The sequence below is a fragment of the Sphingomonas sp. IC081 genome, from assembly GCF_006874585.1.
In the GTDB taxonomy this organism is placed as follows: domain Bacteria; phylum Pseudomonadota; class Alphaproteobacteria; order Sphingomonadales; family Sphingomonadaceae; genus Novosphingobium.
In genome coordinates this window covers 2,107,603-2,133,446 of record NZ_CP029761.1, presented here as the reverse complement: position 1 = coordinate 2,133,446, position 25,844 = coordinate 2,107,603, and the positions used below count along the sequence as shown (strand labels likewise).

General features: G+C 65.2%; 19 protein-coding genes, 3 tRNA genes and 1 pseudogene. 11 read left to right on the top strand and 12 right to left on the bottom strand.

Going from position 1 to position 25,844, the window contains the following annotated elements:
- Nucleotides 1-112: 112 nt before the first annotated feature.
- On the bottom strand, nt 113-817 hold the full coding sequence (locus DM450_RS26465; protein ID WP_142634565.1) for a cold-shock protein: 705 nt from the start codon (nt 815-817) through the stop codon (nt 113-115).
- A 737-nt stretch (nt 818-1,554) separates the two neighbouring features.
- Nucleotides 1,555-4,584: a TonB-dependent receptor plug domain-containing protein gene (locus tag DM450_RS10300; protein WP_142634563.1), complete on the bottom strand. Its 3,030-nt coding sequence runs from the start codon at nt 4,582-4,584 to the stop codon at nt 1,555-1,557.
- Nucleotides 4,585-5,459: 875 nt separating this feature from the next.
- Here DM450_RS10300 and DM450_RS10295 point away from each other — a divergent pair.
- Together DM450_RS10295 and DM450_RS10290 are read left to right on the top strand one after the other, a co-directional pair.
- Nucleotides 5,460-6,392 carry a DUF6538 domain-containing protein gene (locus DM450_RS10295; RefSeq protein ID WP_312846137.1) on the top strand — a complete coding sequence of 311 codons (933 nt, stop codon included), beginning with the start codon at nt 5,460-5,462 and terminating at the stop codon, nt 6,390-6,392.
- 76 nt (nt 6,393-6,468) lie between these two features.
- Nucleotides 6,469-7,017 (top strand): annotated as a pseudogene (locus DM450_RS10290) (IS21 family transposase); the annotation flags it as partial.
- Between the two features lie 625 nt (nt 7,018-7,642).
- On the opposite strand, the gene DM450_RS10285 reads toward DM450_RS10290, so the two are convergent.
- The 4 genes from DM450_RS10285 to DM450_RS10270 all read right to left on the bottom strand — a co-directional run bounded on the left by DM450_RS10285 (nt 7,643) and on the right by DM450_RS10270 (nt 11,061).
- A tRNA-Pro gene (locus DM450_RS10285) sits at nt 7,643-7,719 on the bottom strand.
- A gap of 206 nt (nt 7,720-7,925) precedes the next feature.
- Nucleotides 7,926-8,001, bottom strand: a tRNA-Ile gene (locus DM450_RS10280).
- A 45-nt stretch (nt 8,002-8,046) separates the two neighbouring features.
- Nucleotides 8,047-9,069, bottom strand: coding sequence for a polysaccharide deacetylase family protein (locus DM450_RS10275; protein ID WP_142634559.1), 1,023 nt, complete (start codon nt 9,067-9,069; stop codon nt 8,047-8,049).
- Nucleotides 9,070-9,114: 45 nt separating this feature from the next.
- A complete protein-coding gene (locus tag DM450_RS10270) occupies nt 9,115-11,061 on the bottom strand; it encodes a sensor histidine kinase (RefSeq protein WP_142634557.1) in 1,947 nt (648 codons plus the stop codon).
- Between the two features lie 386 nt (nt 11,062-11,447).
- Between DM450_RS10270 and DM450_RS10265 the strand changes: the two genes are divergently transcribed.
- The gene (locus tag DM450_RS10265) at nt 11,448-11,915 is read left to right on the top strand and encodes an Lrp/AsnC family transcriptional regulator (protein WP_142634555.1); all 468 of its coding nucleotides are present in this window, start codon (nt 11,448-11,450) and stop codon (nt 11,913-11,915) included.
- Nucleotides 11,916-12,035: 120 nt separating this feature from the next.
- Here DM450_RS10265 and aroQ read toward each other — a convergent pair whose 3' ends face one another.
- From aroQ to DM450_RS10250, 3 genes are all read right to left on the bottom strand, one after another.
- The gene (gene aroQ / locus DM450_RS10260) at nt 12,036-12,473 is read right to left on the bottom strand and encodes a type II 3-dehydroquinate dehydratase (RefSeq protein WP_142634553.1); all 438 of its coding nucleotides are present in this window, start codon (nt 12,471-12,473) and stop codon (nt 12,036-12,038) included.
- Nucleotides 12,474-12,631: 158 nt separating this feature from the next.
- Nucleotides 12,632-13,045, bottom strand: a complete 414-nt coding sequence (locus DM450_RS10255; RefSeq protein WP_142634551.1) for a holin family protein — start codon at nt 13,043-13,045, stop codon at nt 12,632-12,634.
- A 211-nt stretch (nt 13,046-13,256) separates the two neighbouring features.
- A tRNA-Pro gene (locus DM450_RS10250) sits at nt 13,257-13,333 on the bottom strand.
- A 342-nt stretch (nt 13,334-13,675) separates the two neighbouring features.
- On the opposite strand from DM450_RS10250, the gene yajC reads away from it, so the two are divergent.
- The 3 genes from yajC to secF are packed head-to-tail and all read left to right on the top strand — an operon-like array spanning nt 13,676 to nt 16,681.
- Nucleotides 13,676-14,011 carry a preprotein translocase subunit YajC gene (yajC, locus tag DM450_RS10245; RefSeq protein ID WP_142634549.1) on the top strand — a complete coding sequence of 112 codons (336 nt, stop codon included), beginning with the start codon at nt 13,676-13,678 and terminating at the stop codon, nt 14,009-14,011.
- A 53-nt stretch (nt 14,012-14,064) separates the two neighbouring features.
- Nucleotides 14,065-15,681: a protein translocase subunit SecD gene (gene secD, locus DM450_RS10240; RefSeq protein WP_142634547.1), complete on the top strand. Its 1,617-nt coding sequence runs from the start codon at nt 14,065-14,067 to the stop codon at nt 15,679-15,681.
- 13 nt (nt 15,682-15,694) lie between these two features.
- Nucleotides 15,695-16,681 (top strand): protein translocase subunit SecF, encoded by a 987-nt coding sequence (secF, locus tag DM450_RS10235; RefSeq protein WP_142634545.1) that lies wholly within the window; start codon nt 15,695-15,697, stop codon nt 16,679-16,681.
- Nucleotides 16,682-16,791: 110 nt separating this feature from the next.
- On the opposite strand, the gene DM450_RS10230 is transcribed toward secF, so the two are convergent.
- Together DM450_RS10230 and DM450_RS10225 are read right to left on the bottom strand one after the other, a co-directional pair.
- A complete protein-coding gene (locus DM450_RS10230; protein ID WP_142634543.1) occupies nt 16,792-18,633 on the bottom strand; it encodes a DUF885 domain-containing protein in 1,842 nt (613 codons plus the stop codon).
- Between the two features lie 129 nt (nt 18,634-18,762).
- Nucleotides 18,763-19,233, bottom strand: a complete 471-nt coding sequence (locus DM450_RS10225) for a DUF6456 domain-containing protein (protein WP_142634541.1) — start codon at nt 19,231-19,233, stop codon at nt 18,763-18,765.
- Between the two features lie 89 nt (nt 19,234-19,322).
- On the opposite strand from DM450_RS10225, the gene DM450_RS10220 reads away from it, so the two are divergent.
- Both DM450_RS10220 and DM450_RS10215 read left to right on the top strand, forming a co-directional pair.
- The gene (locus DM450_RS10220; RefSeq protein WP_142634539.1) at nt 19,323-19,895 is read left to right on the top strand and encodes a helix-turn-helix domain-containing protein; all 573 of its coding nucleotides are present in this window, start codon (nt 19,323-19,325) and stop codon (nt 19,893-19,895) included.
- 23 nt (nt 19,896-19,918) lie between these two features.
- Nucleotides 19,919-21,160: a glycosyltransferase gene (locus DM450_RS10215; protein ID WP_142634538.1), complete on the top strand. Its 1,242-nt coding sequence runs from the start codon at nt 19,919-19,921 to the stop codon at nt 21,158-21,160.
- A 3-nt stretch (nt 21,161-21,163) separates the two neighbouring features.
- On the opposite strand, the gene DM450_RS10210 is transcribed toward DM450_RS10215, so the two are convergent.
- The gene (locus DM450_RS10210; protein ID WP_142634536.1) at nt 21,164-22,957 is read right to left on the bottom strand and encodes an ABC-F family ATP-binding cassette domain-containing protein; all 1,794 of its coding nucleotides are present in this window, start codon (nt 22,955-22,957) and stop codon (nt 21,164-21,166) included.
- 172 nt (nt 22,958-23,129) lie between these two features.
- Here DM450_RS10210 and DM450_RS10205 point away from each other — a divergent pair, with 172 nt between their 5' ends.
- The 3 genes from DM450_RS10205 to DM450_RS10195 all read left to right on the top strand — a co-directional run bounded on the left by DM450_RS10205 (nt 23,130) and on the right by DM450_RS10195 (nt 25,785).
- Entirely contained in the window at nt 23,130-23,486 is a 357-nt protein-coding gene (locus DM450_RS10205; RefSeq protein WP_142634534.1) for a PepSY domain-containing protein, read from the top strand.
- A 198-nt stretch (nt 23,487-23,684) separates the two neighbouring features.
- Nucleotides 23,685-24,362, top strand: a complete 678-nt coding sequence (locus DM450_RS10200) for a response regulator transcription factor (RefSeq protein WP_142634532.1) — start codon at nt 23,685-23,687, stop codon at nt 24,360-24,362.
- A gap of 106 nt (nt 24,363-24,468) precedes the next feature.
- Complete coding sequence (locus tag DM450_RS10195; RefSeq protein WP_242526391.1) at nt 24,469-25,785, top strand: sensor histidine kinase; 1,317 nt, start codon at nt 24,469-24,471, stop codon at nt 25,783-25,785.
- The last annotated feature ends 59 nt before the right edge of the window (nt 25,786-25,844 follow it).

Here is a 25,844-nt window from a genome sequence, read left to right as displayed (position 1 = left end):
CTTGACCCGTGCCTTCGACATGCACCGCGTGCTTTCCGGGGCCGCTCGTGAAGCGATCGAGGAAAGCGCGAGATGGAGCCATGGCCGCCAGGGGCGGCCATGGCCAGGTCCATCAGCGCTGGACCAGATTCACGGCCGAAGCCTTGCCGCGGCGATCGATCTCGATTTCGAATTCGAGCTGATCGCCTTCCGACAGGCCGTGCAGGCCCGAACGCTCGACGGCGCTGATGTGCACGAAGGCATCGGGCTGGCCGTCATCGCGCACGATGAAGCCGAAGCCCTTGGTGCCGTTGAAGAACTTGACGGTGCCGGTGGCCTTTTCGCCGGTCAGCTGGCGCTGCGCGGGAGCGGCGGAACGCTCGCGGCGCTCGGCGACGATCACTTCGCCGACGATCACCAGCTCGGACGCGGAAACCTTGCCGTTACGCTCGACCAGCTGGAATTCCAGCTGCTGGCCTTCGGCCAGCGTCTCGAGGCCGGCAGCCTGCACCGCGCTGATGTGCACGAAGGCGTCGTCGCCGCCGCTCTCAAGCTGGATGAAGCCGAAACCCTTGTCCGGGTTGAAGAACTTGACCGTGCCGCTGCCCTGGCCAACGACGATGCCCTGGCCGCCGCGCGAGCCGCCGCCAAAACCACCGCCACGCGAGCCGCCGAAGCCGCCGCCGCGCGAGCCGCCGAAGCGGTCACCACCACCAAAACGATCACCACCGCCGTAGCGATCACCACCGCCAAAGCGATCGTTGCCGCCGCCCCAACGATCATCACCACCGCCAAACCGGTCGCGTCCCTGGCCGCGATTACCCCTATCGAATGTCATCTTTCAAATACCTTAAGCTACGTCCGACGAATCCCAATCCTCGCGAGTGAACGTAGCACGCAAGGCCGCAGAGCCCATTTCAGGTTGCAGGACATACGACGATAGCACCAAAGCGAGGCTTTGGCGACCAAAGTTCTGCGGACGGCGCGAAGCCGTCGCGATCCTCAATTGCTCCGGGCATGAGGCACGCATTTCCAAAGCGTCCTGTCAACGATTCGGCGCGTGCGGCAGGCCGCGTTTCCAGGCGGGAGGACATTCCTGACGGCTGGAAAAGCGCGGGAAGCACGGAAGTTCCGGTCCATGTGCCGTTTCCGTCCGAACGGATCATGTGCCGGGCGGTCAGAGACTGTTTGCGCGGCGAGGGGTATGGAGATGGGGAGGGGAGAGAGCGGCTGCCCCGGCAATATCGACCGGGCGATCCGGCGGCGTTCAGCCGTGATTCCAGCGATGCGCTGCCGCAATTTCACAGGCAGCGAGAATCGGATTGCCGCAGGGATCGCCAACGCGGGCCTGCGGGGTCTGGTGATGGATGCCATCACCGCTGGCCGGAAGGGGATATAGGCTCGTCAGGAAGCGCCGGGACACGGGTGTTGTCTCGCCGCGGTGTCCTTGGTGAATGCACGCGCCGGATGCAAGGCGGGACCAGAAACAAGGGACACTCCTCCCTGATCCCGCCTCGCGCTGCTGGCCGCCCGTCATTGCGAGGGCGGACAGCAGCGGTCACCTCTTAAGCGGCCTTAGAAGTCCACCTTTGCGCCGATGCGCATGTAACGACCCATGAACAGGCGGTCCTGCCATGCGGCGTTGAACTGGTAGACGCCGTAGGCGGCGTTGGGGTCATAGTTCGGCTTGCCGTCGAGGATGTTGAGAACATCGGCGTAAAGCGTGAACTTGCCGTCGGCGATCTTCGTTTCGACGTGGCCGTCGAGGTCGAAGGTGCTGTGGCCATGGCACTGCACGGGGTTGCCGCTGTCCGGGTAGGTCACCAGCTGGCCGGCCTCGGCGCTGGCCGCGCAGTCCTTGTAGGTGCCGCCGGCATCCGACGAGGTGCTCGAATAGCCGCTGGTGTAGTACGCGGTGAGCGTAAGGCTGGTCTTGTCGTTGACCGTCAGCGTGTTCTGCCACGAGGCACGGAAGCGCGGGGCGCCCGAGCACGAGGTCCAGTTGCAGCCGCCCAGCGAACCGTCGAAGCGGTTGATCAGGCCGTCGATGTTCTGTTCCAGGCGGATTAGGTACGAAGCCGTGGCATTGGTGCTGAACGAGAGGCTGTCGGTCAGGTTGAAGACGCCCGAAGCCGAGACGTCGATACCCTTGCCCATCATCGAGTTCGCGTTCTGGAACGGAGCGACGATTTCACCCAGCAGCGGCAGGGCCGAGAGGTTTTCCGGATCGGGGGCGCCCTGCGTCACCGTGAAGCCCGGAATGTTCACGACGCCGTTGTTGCCGTAATACTGGGCGTAGACATCGGCCGTCGGGGTGACCGAGGTGATCAGGTTCTTGATCTTGGTGCGCCAGTAGTCGACGGTCAGCGTGATGTTGCGGGTCGGCTGGATCACCGTGCCGAAGGTGTAGGAGGTCGACTTTTCCGACTTCAGCTTCGGATTGCCCGAAGAGGTGACGCCGAGGCTGTAACCGCCCTCGTAGTACGCCGGGTTGCTGGCGTGCGCTGCGCAGAAGGCGGCATAAGCCGCGTTCGAGCAGTTGATGGTCGAGGTGATGTAGCCGGTCGAGGGATCCTGGAACGATTCGTTCAGGTTCGGGGCACGGAAGCCCTTCGAGAACGTACCGCGCAGCTTGACCTGCCTGATCGGCTGGAACTCGGCTTCGAACTTCGGCGCGAAGTTCTGCTGGCCGGTCGAGTAGTGGTCGTACGAACCGTCAGCCTTGACGCGGAAGCCGTCCACGATCGGCATCGAGATTTCATACGAGGCCGACCACACGTTGCGGTGACCCTTCACGCCGATCCCGTTGATGCTGTAGTAGCGATCCGCCGGATTGACGTCGTTGGCCGGGTTCGAGCTGGGGTTGTTGATCGATTCGTAGCGATACTGGCCGGCAACCGCGACGTTCAGCATGCCGCCCGGAAGCTCGACAACGTCCTTGCTGAGCGTGCCGATGATCTGTGCCAGCTTCGAGGTCGCCCGCTTGTGCTGGTCGGGGAACACACCCTGGGTCGCTGCGGCCGAGTTCTGCGAGGGATCGACGAAGTTGTAGGTGCCCTGCGCGATGGCGTCCATCAGGCCCTGGGCGTTGATGTAGCCGGTGTTGGTGACGTCGAGCGTCACTTCCGAAGCGGTCGCGCCGACGGTGTAGTCCCAGCCATCGCCGAACGAACCGTTGACACCGCCCGAGACGCGGTAGGTCTTGGCGTTGGTGTAGGTGTAGGTCGGCATGTCCGGCATGCCCAGCAGTCGGGCGGACTGGCCCTGGGCGGCAAACGGGTTGTTCGGGTTGAGAACGCCGTTCGAGGCATCGCAGCCGGTGGCCGTCAGGATGTTGCCCGAGACACCGCCGACGCCGTCCGCGCAGACGTAGGCCGGCAGCAGGATCTGGCTGACCGTCACGCGCTCACCGCCGGCGGCGGTGCGGCCGGTCCAGCCGATCGGCGCGGCGCGGTTGGCCGTCGTCACGTTGTAGTAGTTGAACATCAGGTAGGCTTCGGTCTGGTCGTTCAGACGAACCGTACCGCGCAGCGTGCCACCGATGCGCTTGGTGCGCGCGGTATAGGCCTGGTAGTCGTTGACGAGGTCCTGCTGGCACACCACCGAGGGGGTGCCGGCAATGCCGCCGGCCTGCTGTGCCGGGGTCAGGGTGACCGCGGTCAGGTTGCCGCAACCCGCGCCGGGGTTGAGCATCTGGTAGTTGCCCTGCGAGACCCAGTTGCCGTCGGCGTCCTGCGCATAGGGCTGCACGAAGGGCACGATGGTCGACTGGATGCCGTTGAAGCTGCCGTCGGCCTGGATGCCGTTGCGCACGTTGTTGGTCAGGCAGCCGTCGGTCGCGGTGCCGCAGATCGAGGACTGGTCGGCCGTGCTCCACGGACCCTTGCGGGCCGAGAGATCCATCGCCGCGTTCTTCTGGTATTCGAAGTTCGCGTAGACGTTGAAGCCCTGGTCGTTGAGGTCGCCGTAGCCGTAAGTGCCGTTGATGCGCTGCTCGCCGCCGTCGCCGCGCTGCGAGATACCCGTCGAGACATCAAGGTGGAGACCCTGGATTTCGCGCTTGGTGATGACGTTGACCACACCGGCGATGGCGTCCGAACCGTAGGTGGCCGAAGCACCGTCGAGCAGGGTGTCGACGCGCGACACGATCGAGCCCGGCATCGAGTTGATGTCGACGATGTTGCGCTGACCGTCATCGGCAAGGGGGTAGTACGCCGTGCGCATGCCGTCGAACAGCGTGAGCGTGTAGGCGTTGTTGAAGCCGCGCAGCGAGGGGGCGGTGGCGCCGGTGGTGAAGCCGTTGCCCGACCAGCTGGCCGGAATGGTGCCCGCGTTGTTGGCCGTCAGGGTCTGCAGCGTGTCGGCGACCGTCTTGATGCCGCGCTTCTCGAGGTCGTCGGACGTGATGGAAACGACCGGCGAAGCCGTCGCCGCTGCCGGATTGCGGGTGATCGAACCGGTGACGACGATGGTGCTGCCGTCGTCACCGTTGTCCGCAGCCGTCGGCGCCGGGGCTTCCTGGGCATTGGCAGTGCTGCACAGCAGTGCGAAGGCTGTGAGGCTTGTTGCAACGCACAATGCAGCCTTCATGGGAAGTGCTTTCAAAATGTGTTTCCTTGTCCATTTGGTGCAGCCGGAGTCGGGGGGCCGGCAGGGCAGAGCGGCGATCGATGTCGCGCTCGTTGGTGCTCACGCAGAGCGCCAACGCGGTGGCCATTGCGGCCATTCCCGCGGAGTTTCAAAAAATATTTCAGGGAGATTTCAATTAAGGTTCGCAAATGTTGCAAAATGGCAACGTTTTGTAATAAAATTGAGTAATATAAGAATATTCATCCTTTAGGATGATTTTTGGACAAGCAGCAGCCTTGTGCCTGCATCGGCATTTGCAGCATTCGCGCTTCGATGGACGGAGGGGGCAAGATGTTGTGCAGGGACTGCGTCAAAATCCGCAGAAGCGCGGCGGGCCGACCGATGTTCGGTGGAACTATTTAGGGTTTGCCTTTTGCTCGGGCGCCACATGCCTTCCGCAAATAAGGTAGTATACGCATCTTTTAAGAAGTGTGCGTCGCTTTTTCGGGCAGATCTACGATCTGCGCGGCGTCTGGAAATGGCGCTGAGGTGCGGCGAATACCGCCGTGCTCGCTCCCGACTGCACGGAGCAGGGGTTGTACGGCGGTAACGCCAGAATCAGGTATCTACCTGAAATGAAGCTCATTTCTGCAGCGAACGGGGCTCCGCATTCCGCCGCCGCAAAGCTGGACAGAGAAACGTGTCGCCGCGCGCAGCCTTGCCCGACCTGCGAGGCCGGGCTACAAAATCAGCGAAATGGAGGAAGATGGTCGGGGAGACAGGATGTAGGACGCCATGTAGCAAAAGGGCAGTAACCCTCGCAGAATGGCTTGGACTCGCGGTTTTCGACCTGCTGGCTGCGTGGCATGTAGCTTTCATATGCTACAAATCTTCTCTGCGTGGCGGCGTCTATGAGCCGTCCCAAATTCCTTCTTAAGCGGCGCGGTTCGCAAAACTGGTACGCTCGCATGACGGTGCCGAAGTCGCTCCGTCCCGCTCTCGGCAAGCGCGAATTCATCGTGTCGCTTGGCACGCCGGATAAGCGTGAAGCTGAGTTTCGAGCGCTTCCTCACATCAGTAAATGGACGGCGGAGCTTCGGTCCTGCCAGTCTGTTGCCGCAAACGACGCTAGTAAATCAGCAATTCCGACGCTTATCCGACCGACGATGGCGGACATTGAGGATGCGGCGCTACATCTTGGTTTTGATGAAGCTAGTCGGAAGCTGGATGTTCTCATCAGGACTCAGGCGCAATCGGGGCCGGAGGCATTTAAGGCGATGCAGGGCTTGTTCGCCAAGCAGTATGCTGAGCAAGCCCGAAGGCAACTTGCAGGTGATGATGGGTTCTGGCGTCGTAAAGCTTTGCGAGCGATCCAATTGCGTGGGTGGGATGTGCCAGAAGACTCCACCGAATTCTCAGTCATGGTTGGGCACTTGTCGAAGTGCGGATTGGACCTGTTTCGCAAGGCCGTAGAAACCTTGCAAAATCCGTCCGGCAACTTCCTCCCGAGCATTCACACGCAAAATCTCTCTAGGAGGCGTCAGGAGCGCGCGAAGGCTGGCGAGGGTATTATCGACCTTTTTGATGTTTATGCCTCTCAGCGTCGCTCTGAGGGCAAAAAAGGCGATGACACCCTAGTGCAAGACAGAATCGCCGTCACTAGTTTCGCGGAATTTATCGGAACGGATCGAAATCTTCGGTCGGTCGCTGCCTCTGAGGTCAGAGAATGGCGCAATGCCATGGCAGCTCTGCCGGTGGGTTACAGGAAGAGGAAGGAGTTCAAAGGTCTTTCGATCAGGCAGGCTGTGGAGCGGCGTGCAAAATTGACCCCCTTAGCGGGGTGATCGGCGTCTAAAATTGACCCCCTTCATCTCATTGTGAGAAGCGCCGCCGTTTCGGTTCCGGACGGCGGGTACAGGGATGTTGGTTGTGGAGACGATTACGAGGATCCGTCGGGAGCACCGGGACGGTAAGCCGATCAAGGCGATAGCGCGGGATTTGCGGCTGTCGCGCAACACGGTGCGCAAGGCGATCCGGGCGCCGAACGCGGATGCCAGTTACGAGCGCAAGGAACAGCATCGGCCGCAGACCGGCCCTTTCAGCACTCGCCTGGAAGAACTGCTTGAAGAGAACGAAGGGCTGCCCCGGCGTGACCGGCTTCGCATGACGCGGATCCATGATCTGCTTCAGCGCGAAGGGTTTGGCGGCTCTTATGACGCTGTGCGGCGCTATGCTGCACGCTGGAAGCGTGAGCGTCGCGTTGACGCCGGCGATATGACCAAGGCGTTCATCCCGTTGATGTACCGGCCCGGCGAGGCTTACCAGTTCGACTGGAGCCATGAGGACGTCGAGATCGCCGGCAAGCCAATGCGCGTGAAGGTCGCGCATATGCGGTTTTGCTGGTCACGGGCACCATTTGTCCGTGCCTATCCTCGCGAGACGCAAGAGATGGTGTTCGACGCACAGGCGCTACTGCCGCTCAGGCGATGCATCTTGTTCAAAATTGCCGATAGCGCGGCAACCTCAGCGCTCGTTTTCCTTGGCGGTGAAGCTGGATTGCCCATGTACATATCCAGCGCGAGGATAAGCTCATCCCTGCTCCATGTCGGATTGCGGGGAGGTTGGAGTGGGCCTGGCGCGTTGGTTGGCGTCTTTTCGTTGCGATCTACGATCTCGGCCTTCCTGGCTTCCGGCGTCAATTCCCAGACGCCTCGACGGTCAGCAAGTCCATGGACGCTTCTGAAAAAGTCGCCTTTGCCTCGGTAGTGGCTGGACTCACTAGAATGGTCTTGCAGACGGCCTCGCACCACTTGGCGACTGGATTTGGGAATTGGCGCCGGCGCAATTTCTAAGACCTTGCAGTGTATTTCCTCGACGGTGGCGCGCCCACCAAGCGCCGAGAGCGCTTCCACGACATGGCTAATTGTTATCGGCATGCCCTATCAAACCACACCAAAAGGGGTGGGGCATCGAATTTTTTGCGGGAAGGCGAGGTTTTCCACAATTTACGTTTGGCAAAACTGCTACATTTTGCTGCTACGTTGCCGTTGTGAACGGTATTCCAAGTCTCTGAATTTTAGAGATTTTGCGAAGTTGGTCGGGGAGACAGGATTCGAACCTGCGACATCCTGCTCCCAAAGCAGGCGCGCTACCGGGCTGCGCCACTCCCCGACGCACGAGAGCCCTTAGGTTCCGCGCCTTTCCTGCGCAAGCCCCTTTTCCACCGTTTGACGCACTCGGAAAATTTGCCGGGATCGTGGAGAGGCGCTTGTGCCAGCCGGCTGCGCCGCGGCACGGGCATCCGGTGCCGGGTCCGTATCGTTATGGTGGCAGGGCGGAGGCGCAGTTTTGACGGTGGGGTGGTTTTGACGGTGGGGTGGTAGGCCCGGCAGGATTTGAACCCGCGACCTAGCCGTTATGAGCGGCCAGCTCTAACCACTGAGCTACGGGCCCCCACCGTCGCCAAGGGCATGCGATCAAGCCCAAGTCGCAAGCGCGTTAGCTTGGAGTGTCGCTCGGTGCAAGCGCCACGCTGTCCATGATTTCGGCAACGCTGGTCGGGCGGACGCCCCGGCGTTCGAGGTGGGCGAAGAGTTGCCGCCACCAGTCGTAGAGCCCTTCGAGATCCGCTTCGGTCTGGACGTAAGGGGTGTGTCCGGGGGCCAGCGAGGGGCTGTGGAAGGAGAACACCAGCAGCGGCAAGCCATCGTCGAGCGCGATGTCGACGCCGCGCAGCGCTTCCTCGGTGCTGATGCCTTCCGGGGTCAGGGCGATACGCTCCAGCAGCCCCGCGCGCGCCAGCACCCCGCGCATTTGCGGCGTGCGCCAGAGATGGGGATAGATCACGTTGCCCATCTGCCGCAGCGGCCCCCAATAGACGGTGGTCAGCGGCAGTTCGAGCAGGCGGCGTTCCGCATCGATCCAGTAGGGCTTCAGCGGATGCTCGCGATAGTTGGGGCCGCCGGTGCTGCTGTAGTCGAACCGGGCGCGCACCGACGAGTCGATGGCGATGCCGAAATCCGCGAGGATCTCCGCGGTGCGCGGGCCGAGGCCGTAACGCCCCGCCCGATAGATGCGCGGGGCCGTGCCGAACGCCTCGACGATGCGGGCGTGAAGCCGGGCGAACTTCTCGCGCTCCAGTTCGAACGGGAGGTTCCCGGCGAAGGAGTTGAACTCGTTCACCTCCTCGTCGAACGGCGGGCTGACCCAGGGATGAAGCTGCACGCCGATTTCCGCGCGGCCGGCCGCGACGGCGTCGCCGATCGCCTTGGGGGTATGCGGCGAATCGGCGACCGGATAGTCGATCAGATAGATCGGCTTGACCCCGAATCCCTCGCAGAAGTGCTGGAACTGGCGCAGCGCCGAGACCGTCGCGGTGCTGTGACCGTCACGCCTCAGCGGGGCGTCCCAGTCGAACTCCTCCTCGGTGTCGACCGTGACGATGAAGCGCGGGCCGAAGCCCTCGCCAAATCGCGCGGTCGCACCCGGTCCGGGTGGAATCAGAATATTGGGCCCCGGCAAAGTGGTAATTCCCCCGATCGGGTCGCATCCGGCGGGCGACGAAGTTCAGAACATCAGATTGTTCAGGCCTTGGCTATGGCCCGCACTGGCGGCGGTCAAGCCGGGAAGCCACAGCCTGATCGTGCCGCCTTCGCGCTGCAGGCCGCCACCTGCAGCAGAGGCTTCGGCGGCAGCCAGTCGCAGCGTGAAACCCAGCCCGAACATGCCGGTGGAGAGCGCGTGTCCCCGCTCGCCCGGCGCGTTTTCGGGAAGGCCGCTTTCGTTCAGCGCCGCCAGCGCGGCGGGCAGTCCGACGCTCAGCGTGATCCGGCCGTCCTGGCCGCTCCACGCGAGCGGGAGCATCTCGTCGGGCGCGGTCGAGCCGGCCAGCGCGGCGAGCAGGCGCCACAGCAGGCGTTCGGTTTCGGCGCGATCGAGCGGCAGCATCAGCGCGGCGCCGTCGGCGGGCGGCTGCAGTGCGAAGCCGCTGCGGCGCGGCTGGGTCCAGGCCTTGAGGCGGTTGACCGTCTCGGTCAGGACCGGGGCCAGGTCGCATTCGCCCGCCTCGATGTTGAGCGCGCCGGTCTCGAGCCGGACCAGCCGGTCGAGCTCCTCGAAGCCAGCAAGGATGTGCGCGCAGTCGCCGGCGATCGCCGCGGCCAGCGCGCGATATTCGTGCGGGGCAGGGCCATAGAGCTGCTGCTGGATGATCTCGGCCGCGACCTGGATGGCGTTGGCGGGGGTGCGCAGCTCATGCAGGATCTGGCGCAGGCGATCGGCCTCGCCGTGGCCTTGCATGGCGGCGCCGACGGCGGCCAGCGCGGCGGGGCGGCGCAAGCGGCCGCAATAGCCGGTGAAGCGGCCGCTCGCCGGTTCGAAGCGGGGCACCGCATCGACCTGCCAGGTGCCCTGGACGGCCGGGGCGCCGGAAATCTCGATCTGTGCGCCGCGCAGCGGCACGCGGTGGCGAAGGGACGAGGCGATGCCGGCGGAGGCCTTGACTGCGGCGTCGGCGGCGGTGAGGTCCATCCCGATCAGCGAGGGGGCATGAACGCCGTCCGCCCAGGAAACCCGGCCTTCGGAATCGGTGGCAAAGTCGATCGCGGCAGGAATGCGCGGCAAGCCGGCGGCGGTATCGCCCAGCGGGAGGCGCGGGGCATCGTATCCGGCATCGTTGGCGGCGTGGTGGACGCCGTTTACTTGCGCTTCGCGGGCCTTGCGGAACTCCTCGATGCGGCGGACGATGGCACCGATCCCGGCTTCGGTGTTGGTTGGCGGCGGCGGGGTGCCAAGCGAGGCGGCGGCCTGCTCGAACTCGGCAAAAGGCGCCGGTGTCGTGCCAGCCGGTGTCGCGCCAGTCGGTGTCGCGCCAGTCGGTGTCGCCCCAGCCGGTGCCCCGGGGCGTGTGGCCGGCGAAGCGGGGGCAGGGCGCGGGGCCGGGGCCTGAACGGGGGGAGGCGCGGCCGCGGGCATGCGCGGGATCGGCCGGATCATCGCCGGAGCAGGGGGGGCGGTGACGGGCGGGGCTTCTGCTGCCGGACTTTCGAGCAGCGCGTCCAGCTCAAGCGCCTCGGCGGGAGGCAGGGCGCGATCCTGCACGCCCAGTTGTTCGAGCAGGGCATCGACCCGTACCCCAAGGTCGCTGCGGTGGCGAAGGATCCCGCGCGCACGCACGGGGAGAGCGGGAACGAGCGCGAGCCAGGCCTCCTCCGTCAATTGTGCGCAGCGCACGGCGGCGGTGGCGACGGCGGGTTCGGTTTCGGCCAGATGGGCCAGCAGGCGCGGGTTGGTCAGCGGCTGGAGTGGCTGGCTGACCAGACGGGCACGGTCGGCGGCGGGAATCGTCCTGTCGAGCTGGGCGAGCTGCGCAAAGCCGGCCGCCACGGCCCAGGAGCGCGCATTTCCCGGCAACCGGCCGAGGATGTCGACCAGCTGCCGATACTGGATGCGCGCCAGCGCCGCGCTCGAATTCGGCAGCTGCAACACCGTTGCAAGGCGATCGTCGAAATGCATTACCGCTCCAAAATCGTCCGGCCGTGCCGCATGCGTGCTTCCGCATGAACCAATGCACCGCCGATACTCAAGACTGTCAACCGTTCCTGCCCCGGGACTGTCCTAAGGCAAACCACTTAAGGAGACCTCACCGGGGGGCATCTTTTTCTCGCGCCCCGTTCCCCGGCCCGTTCCGCCCCCGCGCGTGGCGCGCTCCTGCCCTACCGGGATGGCGATGGCACCCCGCTAAGTGCCGCTTAGCGCCGGATGGTTGTTTCTAGGCGTTGCAATGCCTGACGATTACGTTATGGGATAATAAAATTACAGGGGCGCAGGCGTTTTCGAGTGTAAGTTACAGCCATGGAGGCTGGCCCGCACGCCGAGGCGTCCCGCAAGGAAAGATTCGCATGATCAATCTCGATGAAATCGACCGTCGCCTGCTGGCGGAGCTTCAGAGCGAAGGTCGAATTACCAACGTCGAACTGGCGCAGCGCGTGGGGCTGACCGCGCCGCCGTGCCTGCGACGTGTCCGCAGCCTTGAAGAATCGGGCATCATCCAGGGCTACCATGCCGACCTCGATGCCTCGAAGCTCGGCTTCACCATCACCGTCTTTGCGCTGGTCAGCCTCAAGAGCCAGGCCGAAGAATCGCTCCGCGCGTTCGAGGACCACATGAAGGGTCTGCCCGAAGTGCGCGAATGCCACATGCTCAATGGTGAGATCGACTTCATCCTGAAGATCGTCAGCCGCGACCTCCAGAGCTTCCAGGAATTCCTCACCAGCAAGCTGACGCCCGCGCCGAACGTGGACAGCGTCAAGACCTCGCTGACGATCCGCACCGCCAAGAGCGTGCCGGGCGTGCCGCTGGAGGGCTGAGTTTCCCGCGGTCGGGCGCGGCTCGCGTTTTTCAGGGTCCGTCGGCGAACTCTCGCCTGCAACAACGCCGCGCCTCCGGGATGGAGGCGCGGCGTTGTTTTTATGGGGCCGGAGCCGTGATCAGAGCGTCGCGGCCGCTTCGAGCGCGACCAGATAGCTCTGGGCGCCGAAGCCGGCGACGGTGCCCTTGGCGGCCATGCCGACCCACGACTTGTGGCGGAATTCCTCGCGCAGGTGCGGGTTGGAGAGGTGGACCTCGATCACCGGAACTTTGATCGAGCGGATCGCGTCGTGCAGCGCGATCGAGGTGTGCGTATAGGCGCCGGCATTGAGCAGGACGGCGTGGGCGCCGTTGTCCTCGGCTTCGTGGAGCCAGTCGACAAGGTGGCCTTCATGGTTGGACTGGCGCAGGTCGATCTCGAAGCCCAGCGTCTCGCCGCGTTCGACGAGCATGGCGCCGATATCGTCGAGCGTCTGCGATCCGTAGATGCCGGGCTCGCGCAGGCCCAGCCGGTTGAGGTTGGGGCCGTTGAGCACGTAGACCAGCCTGGCTGCCATTGTTCCGTTAATCCCTCACATCTGCGGCGCGCGGGAATGCGGCCGGGCACAGGCCGTCTAGCGCAGGTGCGCCGCTGCTGCCAAGCGCGGGAGGGGGAGGCTCCCGCCAAGGCGGGCTTGCCGGGAGCCGGGTGGTCTGTCGCGGGACCGGCGAGCGATCAGCGATCGGAGCCCCTGGCCTTGCCCCACTGGCGCATCGCCGAATAGCCCAGATAGCCGGTCCCGAAGAGCGCGTAGAGCGGTTCGGGAATGCCGCCGAGATAGCCGGTCATGCTGGCGGCGACGGCATGGGCGGTCTGCGGGCTGAAAGCGCCGATCAGGCCCATCGGCAGGGACCACAGCAGCATGACGTAGATGACGTAGAGGAAGCTCGGGCGGGCGCGGCTGGTCCAGGGGTCGGATGAGCCGGCCTCCGCGACGATGGCCGAGAGGCTCGCCTGAAGCATCTGCAGTTCCTGGGTGTTTTCCATCCTGAGCAGTTCGAGCTTCGCGCGGTCGCGGGCTTCGGGGTCGGGGATGACCTTGTCGATGATGCGGGTGACGGGACCGAGGATCGAATCGAGCAGTGGCATGGGCAGGCACTCCGTTTCGGATTGAGGCCCGAAACCAGATAGCCAAATCGGCCGATGTAGGAAAATGCGCTCCGGCGCGCGGGCTGCATGCTGCGCGCGGCGTGTGTTGCGGGAGGGGCGCCGATCGTGCCGGCCCGGTCGATGCGAGGCTGATACGAGGCCGATACGAAAACGCCGCCTCCTGCGCGAAGCAGGAAGCGGCGGTTTTCATTGGTCGGGACGAGAGGATTCGAACCTCCGACCCCCACACCCCCAGTGTGATGCGCTACCAGGCTGCGCTACGTCCCGACCGGAGCGCGGCCTATAGGCAGGGCTTTTCGATTGCGCAAGCACCCTTTTGCGACTTTTTGCGCCGACCCTGACACTAGGCTGTGGATGAAATGGCAAAATGCCGCTTGCGGCGCGGGGCGTCTTGAAGTGGCGGCGAGGAATGCCATTTGCCGGTGATCCGGGGCGGGGCGCGTATCTGCCTGCGTTGCCAGCCTTACGCTTTATTGCTAACCGCGCCCATCCGATGAAATCCGGCGACGGTGTTTCGGGCGGGGCGCGCCGCAAATCCGATCCATGCGGATTTATCGACGAAGGCGCGATTCCTCGCCGGGACAAAACGACAGAAGGCCTTCCATCTCAATGCAAAGCTCGATCATCAACCTGCTTGCCGCCGCCGCGCCCGCGGGTGCTCCGCCCGCGTGGATCCAGTACCTGCCCTTCGTGGCGATGGCGGCGATCTTCTGGTTCCTCATCATGCGTCCGCAGATGAAGCAGCAGAAGGAACACCGCGCCAAGCTCGCCGACCTCAAGAAGGGCGACGAAGTGCTGACCGGCGGCGGTTTTGTCGGCAAGATCGTCAAGGTCGACGACAACTATGCCGACGTCCAGCTGGCACAGGGCCTGGTCGTCAAGGCCGTGAAGTCGACCATCGTCGACGTCATCCCGCCCGCCGGCTCGAAGCCCGCCAACGACTGAGGCGTGGATCGAGACGTCTCGATCCTGCATCCAATTGAGAGAAGCCTGAGGCTATGCTCGAATTTTCCACCTGGAAGAAGGCCTGGTACTGGGCGCTGACGCTGTTCTTCTGCGCCTGCGCCCTGCCTTCGCTGGTCGCGCTGGCGCCGAACGTGCGCTGGCCCAGCGCTCTTCCCGATCACAAGATCAACCTTGGCCTCGACCTTGCCGGCGGCAGCCGCCTGCTGCTTGAAGCCAACCGCGACCAGGTTACCCAGCAGCGTCTGGAAGCCATGGAAGAGTCGGTCCGTACCCGTCTCGGCCAGGCCCAGCCGGTGATCGCCATCGGCGATGTCTCCAGCTCGGGCGGCAAGCTTGCCTTCACCGTGCGCGATGCCTCGCAGGTCGACGCCGCGCGTGAGGCGATCCTGCCGCTGACTTCGGGCGCAGGCCTTTCCGGCCAGCGCGACTGGGACATCACCGTGGAGGACGGCAACCGCTTTGTCCTCGTGCCGACGCAGGCCGGCATCGACCTGGCGATCAGCAGCGCGATGGAGACCGCGGTCGAGGTCGTGCGCAAGCGTATCGACGCGCTGGGCACCAAGGAGCCCGACATCCGCCGTCTCGGCGGCACCCGCATCGACGTGCAGGTGCCCGGTCTCCAGGACCCGCAGGCCCTGAAGAACCTGCTCGGCCAGACCGCCAAGCTCGAGTTCAAGATGGTCGACGAGACCGCCTTGCCGAGCGACCTTGCCAAGGGCGCGATCCCGCCGGGCGACGAGATCGTTCCCTGGGCCGATCCCAAGGATGCGGCCGCGCAGGGCGTGCCGGTGCTGGCGGTCAAGCGTCTCGGCGGCATCAAGGGCGATGAACTGACCGACGCCAAGCAGCAGTTCGAGCAGAAGACCAACGCCGCGGTCGTCTCGATCACCTTCAACCAGCAGGGCGGCGAGAAGTTCGCCAAGCTGACCACCGACAATGTCGGCAAGCGCTTTGCCATCATCCTCGACGGCAAGGTGCTCTCGGCGCCCAGCATCCGCGAGCCGATCCTGGGCGGCGGTGCGCAGATCTCGGGCAGCTTCACCGTGCAGTCGGCCACCCAGCTGGCCATCGCGCTGCGTTCGGGCGCGCTGCCGGTCGACCTCACCGTGGTCGAGGAACGCACCGTCGGTCCCGACCTTGGCGCCGATTCGATCCAGAAGGGCATCGTCGCCATGGGCGTCGGCACCGGCCTGCTGATGATCTTCATCCTCGTCACCTACGGCCGCTTCGGCGTCTACGCCAATGTCGCGCTGGTGGTGAACGTGCTGATGATCCTGGGCGTCATGGGCCTTGCCGGCACCACGCTGACGCTGCCGGGCATCGCCGGATTCGTGCTGACCATCGGCGCGGCGGTTGACGCCAACGTGCTGATCAACGAGCGCATCCGCGAGGAACGCCATCGCGGCCGCCGTGTCGTGCAGGCGGTGGAACTGGGCTACAAGGAAGCCAGCCGTGCGATCTTCGACGCGAACCTGACCAACGTGATCGCGGCCGTGCTGATGGCGGCCTTCGGCACGGGTCCGGTGCGCGGCTTCGCGATCGTGCTGCTGATCGGTATCGCCACTTCGGTGTTCACCGCCGTGACCATGACCCGCATGTGGGTCGCCGGCTGGCTGCGCAAGGCGCGGCCGGCGGACCTGAACCTGTAAGAGGAGAGGACAGATGAAGCTCCTCAAGCTCGTTCCCGACCACACCAACATCCACTTCCTGCGCTGGCGGGTGCCGTTCTACGTCATGAGCTTCCTGCTGATGGCGGCGTCGATCGGCCTGATCGCGACCAAGGGCCTGAACCTGGGCGTCGACTTTGTCGGCGGCCAGGTGATCCGCGTGACCTTCGCGGAAGGCACCGATGCACCGGTGGCGCCGCTGCGCACCGAGATCGAGAAGCTGGGCTTCGGCGAGCCGATCATCCAGCGCTTCGGCAAGCCGAACGAGATCTCGATCCGCATGAAGCTGCCCGAAGGCGCGGACAAGAATCCCAAGCTTTCGGACGCGATGGCGGGCAAGATCACCGCCGACATCCGCGCGCACCACAGCGACGCGCGGATCGACGGGGTCGATTCGGTCTCGGGCAAGGTCTCGGGCGAACTCGGTCACAGCGCCATGCTGGCGCTCGGCCTCGCGGCCCTGGCGGTCGCCGCCTACATCTGGATCCGCTTCGAGTGGCAGTTCGGTGTCGGCGCGCTGTTCAGCCTTGTCCACGACGTGACGCTGACGCTGGGCATGTTCGCGCTGACGCAGATGGAGTTCGACCTCAACATCGTTGCGGCATTGCTCACGCTGATCGGTTATTCGCTGAACGACACGATCGTCGTCTACGACCGCATCCGCGAGAACATGAAGAAGTATCGCAAGATGCCGATGCCCGAGCTGCTCGACCTTTCGGTCAACGAGACGCTGGCGCGCACCATCGTGACCTCGCTTTCGATGCTGATCACGCTGCTGGCGCTGCTGCTGATGGGGCCGGACGTGATCTTCGGCTTCACCTCGGCGATCGTGCTGGGCATCTTTGTCGGCACCTACAGCTCGATCTACATGGCGGCACCGATCCTCATCTGGCTTGGCGTGAACAGCGAAAGCTTCGTCAAGACCGAGAGCGAGATCGACCGTCAGGACCGCCTCGCGCGGGAGCGCGGCGCGCGCCCCTGAGGCGTATCTCGCACGCCACCATGACGAAGGGGCCGCTCCCGTGAGGGAACGGCCCCTTTTTTGTCGCCTACCCCGGGTTCAACCCCTGCCAGGTGCGTTTCAGGTGTGCCTCAGGCCTGCTTGAGGCGTTCGGCGATGCGCTCGTCCACGCGCTTGTCGAGCATCGAGAGCGGCATCACCCCTTCGGCCAGGATCGCGTGGAACCAGGGCAGGGTGAACTTGTCGCCCAGCGCCTTTTGCGACCTGGCGCGGGCGCGCATCCAGGCGGTGTGGCCCATCTTGTACGAGCAGGCCTGGCCGATCATCGTGCAGTAACGCTCAACCTCGCGCTGCGAGCGCGGCCGGGCGAAGCCGACCGTCTCGACCATGTAGTCGGTCGCCTTCTCGCGGCTCCATTTGTAATGGTGGATGCCGGTGTCGATCACCAGTCGGGCGGCGCGGAACAGGTAGCTCTGGAGATAGCCCGCGCGTTCGAGGCCGCTGTAGGCGCCCAGTTCGTCGGCCAGCTGTTCGGCATAGAGCGCCCAGCCTTCCCCATAGGCCGAGATGAAGCTGTTCTTCAGCATCATCGGCAGTTCGCCGCCGCTCTGCGCGAAGCCGCCCTGCAGGTGGTGGCCCGGGACGCCTTCGTGGTAGGTGAGGGAGGGCAGGGTGTATTTCGGCCAGTCGGCCACGTCCTTGAGGTTGATCCAGTAGATCGCCGGGCGCGAGCCATCGAGCGGGGCGCGGTAATAATAGCCGTTGGGAGCGCCGTCCTGGATCTCGGGCGGAACGCGGCGGATTTCGAGCGGCTGCTGCGGCGGATTGTCGAAGGCCTGCGGCAGCTTCGTGTACATCTGCCGGATGCCTTCATTGAGCGCCGCGATCAATTCGCTGCGCCCGGCATCGGTATTGGCGTAAAGCTGGTCCGGCCGCTTGTTGAGCGCGTCGAGACGGGCGCCGACCGATCCGGTGGTGAGCCCGGCAGTCTTGAGGATCGTGTCGAGCTGCGCGCTCAGGTCTGCCACCTGGTCGAGGCCGATCTGGTGGACCTGTTCGGGCGTGTCGTCGGTGGTGATCGCCTGCTTCAGGGCTTCGGCGTAGATCTCGTCGCCGCGCGCGATGCGCCATGCACCGTCACCGGCTGGCGTGGTCTGGCGCTGCGCCTTGACGAGCGCGATCTGGCGGTCGAGCGCGGGATAGACGTCCTTCTCGACGATGGCGGCAGCGCGGGCCGCCCAGTCACCGTCGAGCCCCTTGGCCTTGGTGCGCTTGACCAGCGAGGCGACGAGGCCGTTCTGTGCCGCAGGCGTGCCGCGCAGCTTCTCCATCTGTCCGAGCGCGAGGTCGAGCGACCAGCCCGGTGCGACGATGCCGCGCGCGCCGTAGTCCTTCTGCTGCTGCGTCTCGTCGTCGAGCGCGGTCCTGAAGGCGGCAAGGCGCGAAAGATAGGCCTCGGCGTCGTTGTTCGTCTCGATGGTGTGGCGGCTGTCGAGGAAGTCCGGCAGCGAGAAATAGGCGCCGCCCTGCTGCGAGATCAGGTAGGGCCGCTGGGCGCTGTCGATCTGGAACTTGTCCTGCGAGACGGTGCGCTGGCGAAGCTGATAGAGTGCCAGTTCGCGGTTGCGCTTGCCGGTGGCGCTGAGCGGGGCGGCATCGACGGCCTCGACGGCGGCGATCGCCTTGTGTCCCAGCGCCAGGCTGGCGGCACGGCCCTTGGCGCTATCATCCGACAGCTTGAACTTGAGCGGCGCATACTGCCCCTTGTCGAGGCCGAGTGAGCTCGCCATCTCGGGGCTCTGTGCGAGCGATTCGTAGAACAGGGTGTCGAGCCGGGCGTAGAGCGCCTTGTCGGCGGCGTTGAGTGTGGGGGCGGCGGATGAGGCCGTGGCGGCGGCGATCGCGCTGCGCGATGTCAGCAGCCCCCAGGCCAGCCCCATCGCTGCGCTGCCCATGAATTCTCTACGAAGCATTGTGATCTCCTGGATTCACCCCTGTCGGACGGCCTTGTCGGACGTGCCCTTTCGGACCGCCCTGCCGGATGGCGGCAAGTTGCCGTTCGTTTCTCGGGGCTGCAACAGGAGAGTCACAATCTGCGCGATCTATTTCGCGATTTTATAATAATCCGCCACCCGGTCGAGCGCGATGCCGAGCACCAGCTTGCCGCTGCGGATCGGCCAGCCCAGTGCCTTTTCCGCAGCAGGCAAGGCTTCGTTTGCGCAGACCACCCGCCACAGCACGTCGCAGAGGCTGGTTCCCGCGGCAGCGATGGCGCCGTCGAACCGGGCCTTCGCCGCCAGTTGCCGCTCGCCATCGGTGAGGCCGGCGGACCCGCCGCCATATCGAACCGGTTCCCATCGCATGGTCGTGCGCGGATTGAGCTGGGCGCGCTCCCAGTCGCTGCGCAGCAGTTCGCCGGCAGCCAAGCGGCGGTCGCACAAGTGGCCACGGGCGTGCAGCCAGGTGAGCGAGGATTCGGCGAGGTTCACGGTCACGCTGCGGCGCTTGCGGGCTGCGCTGGTCCGGACCGGCCCCTCGCTGGTGACTTCGCGTTCGACAAGCTGCTGTTTCATCGGGTGCCTCCTGATAACGTAGGCGCAACTTGCCAAAACGGATTGCTTGTAGGAAAGCGATAACCTGTTTGGTTATTCGAAGGCCGCCCGTGATCAACCGCATCCGTGACATCCGCCAGCAGAAGGGGCTGACATTGGCCGATGTCGCCGCTGCCTGCCGCCCGGCAACCACGGCCCAGACCATCGGGCGGCTCGAGACCGGGATGCGCACGCTTTCGCTGGGCTGGATGAACCGCATCGCCGCGGCGCTCGATGTCGCGCCGGAACTTCTGCTGCGCAGCGAAAGCCGCGAACCGGCGATGATCGTCGCGGTTCTCACCGAGGATGGCGTGGAGGCGCCGCACATGCAGCGCGAGGCCGTACTGCCCAGCGAGCTTGCAGCCGAAGCGCCCTGGCTGGTGCTGGAGGTGGAAAGTTCCGCCGGAGACTACCGGGCGGGCGATCAGGTGTGGCTGCGCCAGCATCCGCCCGGGCATGCGGCGCGGCTGCTCAACCGCGACGTGCTGGTGCCTCGTCCGGCCGGGCGTTTCGCATTCGGGCGTCTGATCGGCTGCGAGGATAGCGGCATCGTGCTTTCACCCCCGGCGACCGGGCGGCAGCAGGCCAGGGTGGAACATCCGCAGTGGCTGGCCGTTGCCGAAATGCTGGTCAGAAAGCTCTAACTTCTGCCGCGTAGAGGGCCTTCATGCGCATCCTGTCGATAGCCACGCTGTTTCCCAATCCCGCCAAGCCGTCCTTCGGGATCTTTGTCGGCAACCAGATGCGCGCGGTGGTCGCCGATGGCGCCGTCGATCTCACGATGGTGAGCCCGATCGGGGTGCCGCCCTGGCCGCTGTCGCGGCGCAAGCCTTACGATGCCCTCTCGGCATTGCCTGAGGAAAGTGACGCATCGGGGATCGCGGTTCACTATCCCCAGTTCACCCTGATCCCCAAGCTCGGCGGCGACAGCAATCCTGCCCGGATCGCAAGAGCGGTGCTGCCGCTCGCCCGCCGTCTTCACGGCGAACAGCCGTTCGATCTGGTGGACGCCCAGTTCTTTTTCCCGGACGGGCCGGCGGCCGCCATCGTTGCGCGTGCGCTGGGTCTGCCGCTGACCATCAAGTCGCGCGGGGCGGACATCCACTATTGGGGCAAACGACCGGCGGCTCTGGCGCAGATGCTTGGCGCCGCGCAGCAGGCTGCGGGATTGCTGGCGGTGAGCGAGGCGCTGCGGGCGGACATGATCGCACTGGGCATGCCGGAAGACCGTATCACCGTGCATTATACCGGCCTTGACCGGGAGCGTTTCCATCCCGTCGAACGCGGCGCCGCGCGGGCGCTGGTTTCGGCGGTGCCGGAACTGGGCATCTGGTCGCAGGGGCCGCTGATCGTGACGCCCGGTTCACTGATTCCCCGCAAGGGCCAGCGGCTGGTGATCGAGGCGCTGGCGCAGCTTCCCGATGTGCGCCTTGCGCTTGCCGGGGTGGGCGAGGACGAGCGGGCCTTGCGGGCGCTGGCGGCGTCGCTCGGCGTGGATGAGCGCGTGCATTTCCTCGGGCAGGTCGGGCATGACCTGCTGCCTCATCTGCTCTGTGCCGCCGATGTGCTGGTACTGCCTTCGGCAAGCGAGGGGCTGGCCAATGTCTGGATCGAGGGGCTGGCCTGCGGCACGCCCATCGTCATCCCCGATATCGGCGGTGCCCGCGAAGTGGTGCAGGACCCCAGCGCGGGCCGCCTTGCCCAGCGCACGCCGGCGGCCATTGCCGAGGCGGTGCGCGACATTCTTGCCGATCCGCCCGGGCAGGAGCAGGTCTCGGCCAACGTGACGCGGTTCTCCTGGGGCGTCAACGCCGCGAACCTCGTGCGCTTCTGGCGCGCGGTTCTGGATGGCGATCCGCTTGGGCAAGGGCCGCACGTGGCAGTGCAGGACGCCCCGGCGGCGTCCTGACGCTCAGCCCTCTACCTGCTCGGCGAGTTCGAGCCAGCGTTCTTCGGCGGTGTCCTTGTCGCGGCGCGCCTTTTCGATGGCGGCGCTGAGGCTGGCGAATTTCGCGGGATCGCGGGTGTAGAGCGCGGGATCGGCCAGCGTCTCCTCGTCGCGGGTGATCTGGGCCTCCAGCTCTTCGATCTTCTTGGGCAGCAACTCGTAGTCACGCTGGTCCTTGTAGGAGAGCTTGCCCTTTTTCGGCGGCGGCGGCGGGGCCGCATTGGTGCTTTCCTTGGCCTTGGCTTTGCCCGCGCTGGTGCGCTCGCGGCGCTTGGCTTCCCAGTCGGCATAGCCGCCGGCGATGACGTCGATATGGCCGGAGCCGTCTAGCCCGAGCGTGACGTTGACGGTGCGGTCGAGGAAGTCGCGGTCGTGGCTGACGATCAGCACGGTGCCGTTGTAGTCGGCGATCACTTCCTGCAGCAGGTCGAGCGTTTCGAGGTCGAGGTCGTTGGTCGGCTCGTCGAGCACCAGCAGGTTGGAGGTGCGGGCGAATTCGCGCGCGAACAGCAGGCGCGAACGTTCGCCGCCCGAAAGCGTGCCGACTTTCGCCTCGACGAGGCCGGGATCGAACAGGAAGTCCTTGAGATAACCCTGGATGTGTTTACGCACGCCGACCACGTCGATCCAGTCGCCGCCTTCGGCCAGCACGTCGCGGATGCGCAGTTCCGGGCTCATGCGGCTGCGCTGCTGGTCGATCACCGTGGCATCGAGCGTGGCGGCCCGTGTCACCGTGCCGGAATCGGGTTGCAATTCGCCCATCAGGATCTTGAGCAGGGTGGTCTTGCCCGAGCCGTTGGCACCGACCACGCCGATGCGGTCGCCGCGCTGGATGCGCAAGTTGAAATCCTTGATGATCGTGCGCTGGGCCTCGCCCTCGCCGAATTTCTTGGTCACGTGTTCGGCGACGATGACCGATTTGGTCTTGCTTTCGTCCGCCACCACGGCCAGCTTCGCGGCGCCTTGGGGGCCCATCATCGACGCCCGCTGGGCGCGCATCTCCCAAAGCTTGGCAAGGCGGCCCTGGTTGCGCTTGCGCCGCGCGGTGACACCGCGTTCCAGCCAGTGGGCCTCGATCTTGAGTTTGGCGTCGAGTTTCTGCGCAGCGCGGGCTTCCTCGGCGTAGACTTCGTCTTCCCATGCCTCGTAGCCGCCGAAACCGATGTCGCGGCGGCGCAGGCCGCCCCTGTCGAGCCAGAGCGTGGCGTTGGTGAGCCGGGTCAGGAAGGTCCGGTCGTGGCTGATCACCACGAAGGCGCCGTTGTAGCGCTGCAGCCAGGATTCCAGCCAGTCGATCGCGGCAAGGTCGAGGTGGTTGGTCGGCTCGTCGAGCAGCAGCAGGTCTGGCTCGGAGGCGAGCGCCCGGCACAGGGCGGCGCGGCGGCGCTCACCGCCCGAGGCGCTCTTGGCCTCGCGCGAGAGGTCGATGCCGAGCTGGTCGGCAATCGCTTCCACTTCGTGCTGCTGGGGCGCATCGTCACCATGGATCGCGAAGTCGAGCAGGGTGTCGAAACCGGTGAAGAACGGGTCCTGCTCCAGCGTAACCACGCGCATGCCCGGCTGGACCGAGCGGGTACCCTTGTCCGCGTCGACGGTGCCCGCGATCAGCTTGAGCAGTGTGCTCTTGCCCGCACCGTTGCGGCCGATCAGCGCCAGCCGGTCGCGCGGGGCGATGTTGATGTCGAGGTCCTGGAAGAGCCAGCCGGAGCCCTGGATCAGGCCGAGGCCTTCCCAGCTGAGGATAGGTGCGATTGCCATAGTTGCGCGCCCTACAGGCAGTGGCGACGGGCGGCAAGCGGGGGTAGGGCTGTGCAGAGTCTCGCAGCTCCGGTTAACTGCGTGGGATTCCTGCAACACATTTCAGTCAGTGCCACCTTCCTGCCACATTCAGGACTTGTTCAAGCCCCGTCGCTTAGGCACCCAAGTCATTATGAAACGGCTCGTCTCCTCTCTCGCGATGACTGGCGCACTTTTCGGCGCAGCGGTCGCGTTCGTCGCTCCTTCGGTCGTTGCGCAGGCTGCCGATCCCGGCGGGGATCAGGGTGAGGCACGCCGCGAGCGCAAGGCAGGCAACATCCTGTCGATCCGTCAGATCGAGCAGATGGTCCTGCCGCGCATGAACGGCATGCAGTATCTCGGCCCCGATTACGATCCGGCGGCGATGGCCTACCGCCTCAAGTTCATCCAGAACGGCAAGATCTTTTTTGTCGATGTCGATGCCCGGACCGGGCGCGTGATCGGGCAATCGCATTATGCCGCCCGGCGCCCGGCACGGATTGACCAATGACCGGAAAATGCGTGGCAAGACGGGTGTTTGGCCCGGCCTGCCAGGCCCATCGGGATCACAACCCGGGCCCGTGCGTTTCACCTCTGTGCGCAGCTGTTGGTCAGTCATCCTGCCTTGCTTGACGCACCGGGGCTTTCGCCCCATTTCCAACCCTGATTTCGCCGCCCGTTCCTGGGCGCCCCCGAGGGAGAGACCGAATTGCGCATCCTGATCGTCGAGGATGAACCCACGCTCGGCAACCAGCTGAAGACCACGCTCGAACAGAACGGCTATGCCGTGGACCTGTCGACCGACGGTGAGGACGGGCACTTTCTCGGCTCGACCGAAGAATACGATGCCGTGATCCTTGACCTGGGCCTGCCTGAAATCGATGGGCTGACCGTGCTGGGCATGTGGCGCCGCGAGGGGCGGACGTTCCCGGTGCTGGTGCTTACCGCCCGCGATTCCTGGTCGGACAAGGTCGCCGGGCTCGATGCCGGTGCCGACGACTATCTCGCCAAGCCGTTCCAGACCGAGGAACTGATCGCCCGTCTGCGCGCGCTGATCCGCCGCGCCTCGGGTAATACTTCCAGCGAGCTGACCGCGGGCGACGTGCGTCTCGATACGCGCTCCGGCCGCGTTACGCTGGCTGGCGAGCCGGTCAAGATGACCGCGCAGGAATACAAGCTGCTGTCCTACCTCATGCACCACAAGGGCAAGGTGGTCAGCCGCACCGAACTGATCGAGCATATCTACGATCAGGATTTCGACCGCGATTCGAACACGATCGAGGTCTTTGTCACGCGCATCCGCAAGAAGCTGGGCGCCGACGTCATCACCACGATCCGCGGACTTGGCTACAGTCTCGACGACCCGGCCGAGCCTGGCCGCGGCTGAGGTTTCCATGACGCAAGCGCCGACCAGCGGCGCCGCAGAACCCGCACCCGAAAAGCGGGGAGCGGGTTTTGCGCACGAATGGTCGACCGGTTCGCTGGCCCGGCGCATGATGCTGATCGCGGCAGGCTGGATCTCGATCCTCCTGCTGGTTGGCGGACTGGCGCTCGACCATGCGCTGAGCGGCATCGTCACGCGCAATTTCGACGAGCAGCTGGGCTACATGCTCACCGGCATGATCGGGTCGGCCGAAATCGGCCCCGACGGCGAGGTGTTTTTCAACCGCCCGCTCGGCGACCAGCGCTTCCTCGAACCGAACTCGGGCCTCTACTGGCAGATTCGCGGCAAGGGGCACGAGGACTTCCCCTCCCGCTCGTTGTGGGATCGCAGCCTGGCGGTGCCGGACGATCACTTCGACGCGCAGTTGCACGTCTACGATTCGAACCAGTTCCCCGGTGAACCGCTGCGCGTGATGGAGCGCTCCATCATCCTGCCGGGCAGCAATACCAAGTGGATGTTCACGGTGGCGGCGAGCCGTGCCGAGAACAATGAACAGATCAAGATGAACCGCGCGATCCTGCTCTACAGCTTCGTCGCGCTGGGTTTCGGGCTGCTGCTGATGGCGGGCATGCAGACCTGGTACGGCCTGTTCCCGCTTCGCCATATCCGCCGGGCGATCCAGCGGCTGCGGACGACCGGTTCGGCGCGGGTCAGCGGCCCGCTCCCGCGCGAGGTGGAGCCGCTGGTCGAGGAATTGAACGCGCTGCTGGCCCATAACGAGCGGCAGGCGGAAGAGGCGCGCACCCATGCGGGCAATCTCGCCCATGCGCTCAAGACGCCGCTGACGGTGGTGATGAACGCGGCTACCGCCAAGGCGCCCGATCTGGCCGACACGGTGATTCGCGAAGCGGCGGTGATGCGCCGCCAGGTCGACCATCACCTTGCGCGGGCGAGGGCGGTGGGCCGGCGTGCGGTGGGGCAGTCGCGCGCCGACGTCTGGCCGAGCCTCGAGGCGGTGCTGCGGGCGGTGGAGCGGCTCTATGACCAGACCCGTTTCGACCTTGACGGGAATCACGATGCGGTAGTGGCGCTGGAAAAGCAGGATCTTGAGGAAATCCTCGGCAACCTGATCGAGAATGCGGCTAAATATGGCGGCGGCAGTGTTTTTGTCACGGTCGACGCCGTGCGCGATTCGTCCCTTTGCGAGATATGGATCGAGGACGACGGCATGGGCATTCCCGAAGCCGAGAGGATCCGAATCTTCGATCGCGGCGCCCGGCTCGACACCGGCAAGCCCGGCACCGGCCTGGGCCTGGCGATCGTGCGCGATGTGGTGGAAATCTACGGCGGCACCGTGATGCTCGACGAAAGCGAGGACCTGGGCGGCCTGCTGGTCAAGCTGGCGGTGCCGCGCGCCAACAGCTGACCCGGCGATATCTTGCCAAGGAGTGGCGGCCGGCTGCCGAGGCTTCTGCGCGAGTGCCC

Excerpts from the sequence above, each read along its gene's own strand:
- DM450_RS26465 (WP_142634565.1), bottom strand. The coding sequence starts at position 817 with ATGACATTCGATAGGGGTAATCGCGGCCAGGGACGCGACCGGTTTGGC.
- DM450_RS10295 (WP_312846137.1), top strand. The coding sequence starts at position 5,460 with ATGAGCCGTCCCAAATTCCTTCTTAAGCGGCGCGGTTCGCAAAACTGG.
- DM450_RS10270 (WP_142634557.1), bottom strand. The coding sequence starts at position 11,061 with ATGCATTTCGACGATCGCCTTGCAACGGTGTTGCAGCTGCCGAATTCG.
- DM450_RS10265 (WP_142634555.1), top strand. The coding sequence starts at position 11,448 with ATGATCAATCTCGATGAAATCGACCGTCGCCTGCTGGCGGAGCTTCAG.
- aroQ (WP_142634553.1), bottom strand. The coding sequence starts at position 12,473 with ATGGCAGCCAGGCTGGTCTACGTGCTCAACGGCCCCAACCTCAACCGG.
- DM450_RS10255 (WP_142634551.1), bottom strand. The coding sequence starts at position 13,045 with ATGCCACTGCTCGATTCGATCCTCGGTCCCGTCACCCGCATCATCGAC.
- yajC (WP_142634549.1), top strand. The coding sequence starts at position 13,676 with ATGCAAAGCTCGATCATCAACCTGCTTGCCGCCGCCGCGCCCGCGGGT.
- secD (WP_142634547.1), top strand. The coding sequence starts at position 14,065 with ATGCTCGAATTTTCCACCTGGAAGAAGGCCTGGTACTGGGCGCTGACG.
- secF (WP_142634545.1), top strand. The coding sequence starts at position 15,695 with ATGAAGCTCCTCAAGCTCGTTCCCGACCACACCAACATCCACTTCCTG.
- DM450_RS10230 (WP_142634543.1), bottom strand. The coding sequence starts at position 18,633 with ATGCTTCGTAGAGAATTCATGGGCAGCGCAGCGATGGGGCTGGCCTGG.
- DM450_RS10225 (WP_142634541.1), bottom strand. The coding sequence starts at position 19,233 with ATGAAACAGCAGCTTGTCGAACGCGAAGTCACCAGCGAGGGGCCGGTC.
- DM450_RS10215 (WP_142634538.1), top strand. The coding sequence starts at position 19,919 with ATGCGCATCCTGTCGATAGCCACGCTGTTTCCCAATCCCGCCAAGCCG.
- DM450_RS10210 (WP_142634536.1), bottom strand. The coding sequence starts at position 22,957 with ATGGCAATCGCACCTATCCTCAGCTGGGAAGGCCTCGGCCTGATCCAG.
- DM450_RS10205 (WP_142634534.1), top strand. The coding sequence starts at position 23,130 with ATGAAACGGCTCGTCTCCTCTCTCGCGATGACTGGCGCACTTTTCGGC.
- DM450_RS10195 (WP_242526391.1), top strand. The coding sequence starts at position 24,469 with ATGATGCTGATCGCGGCAGGCTGGATCTCGATCCTCCTGCTGGTTGGC.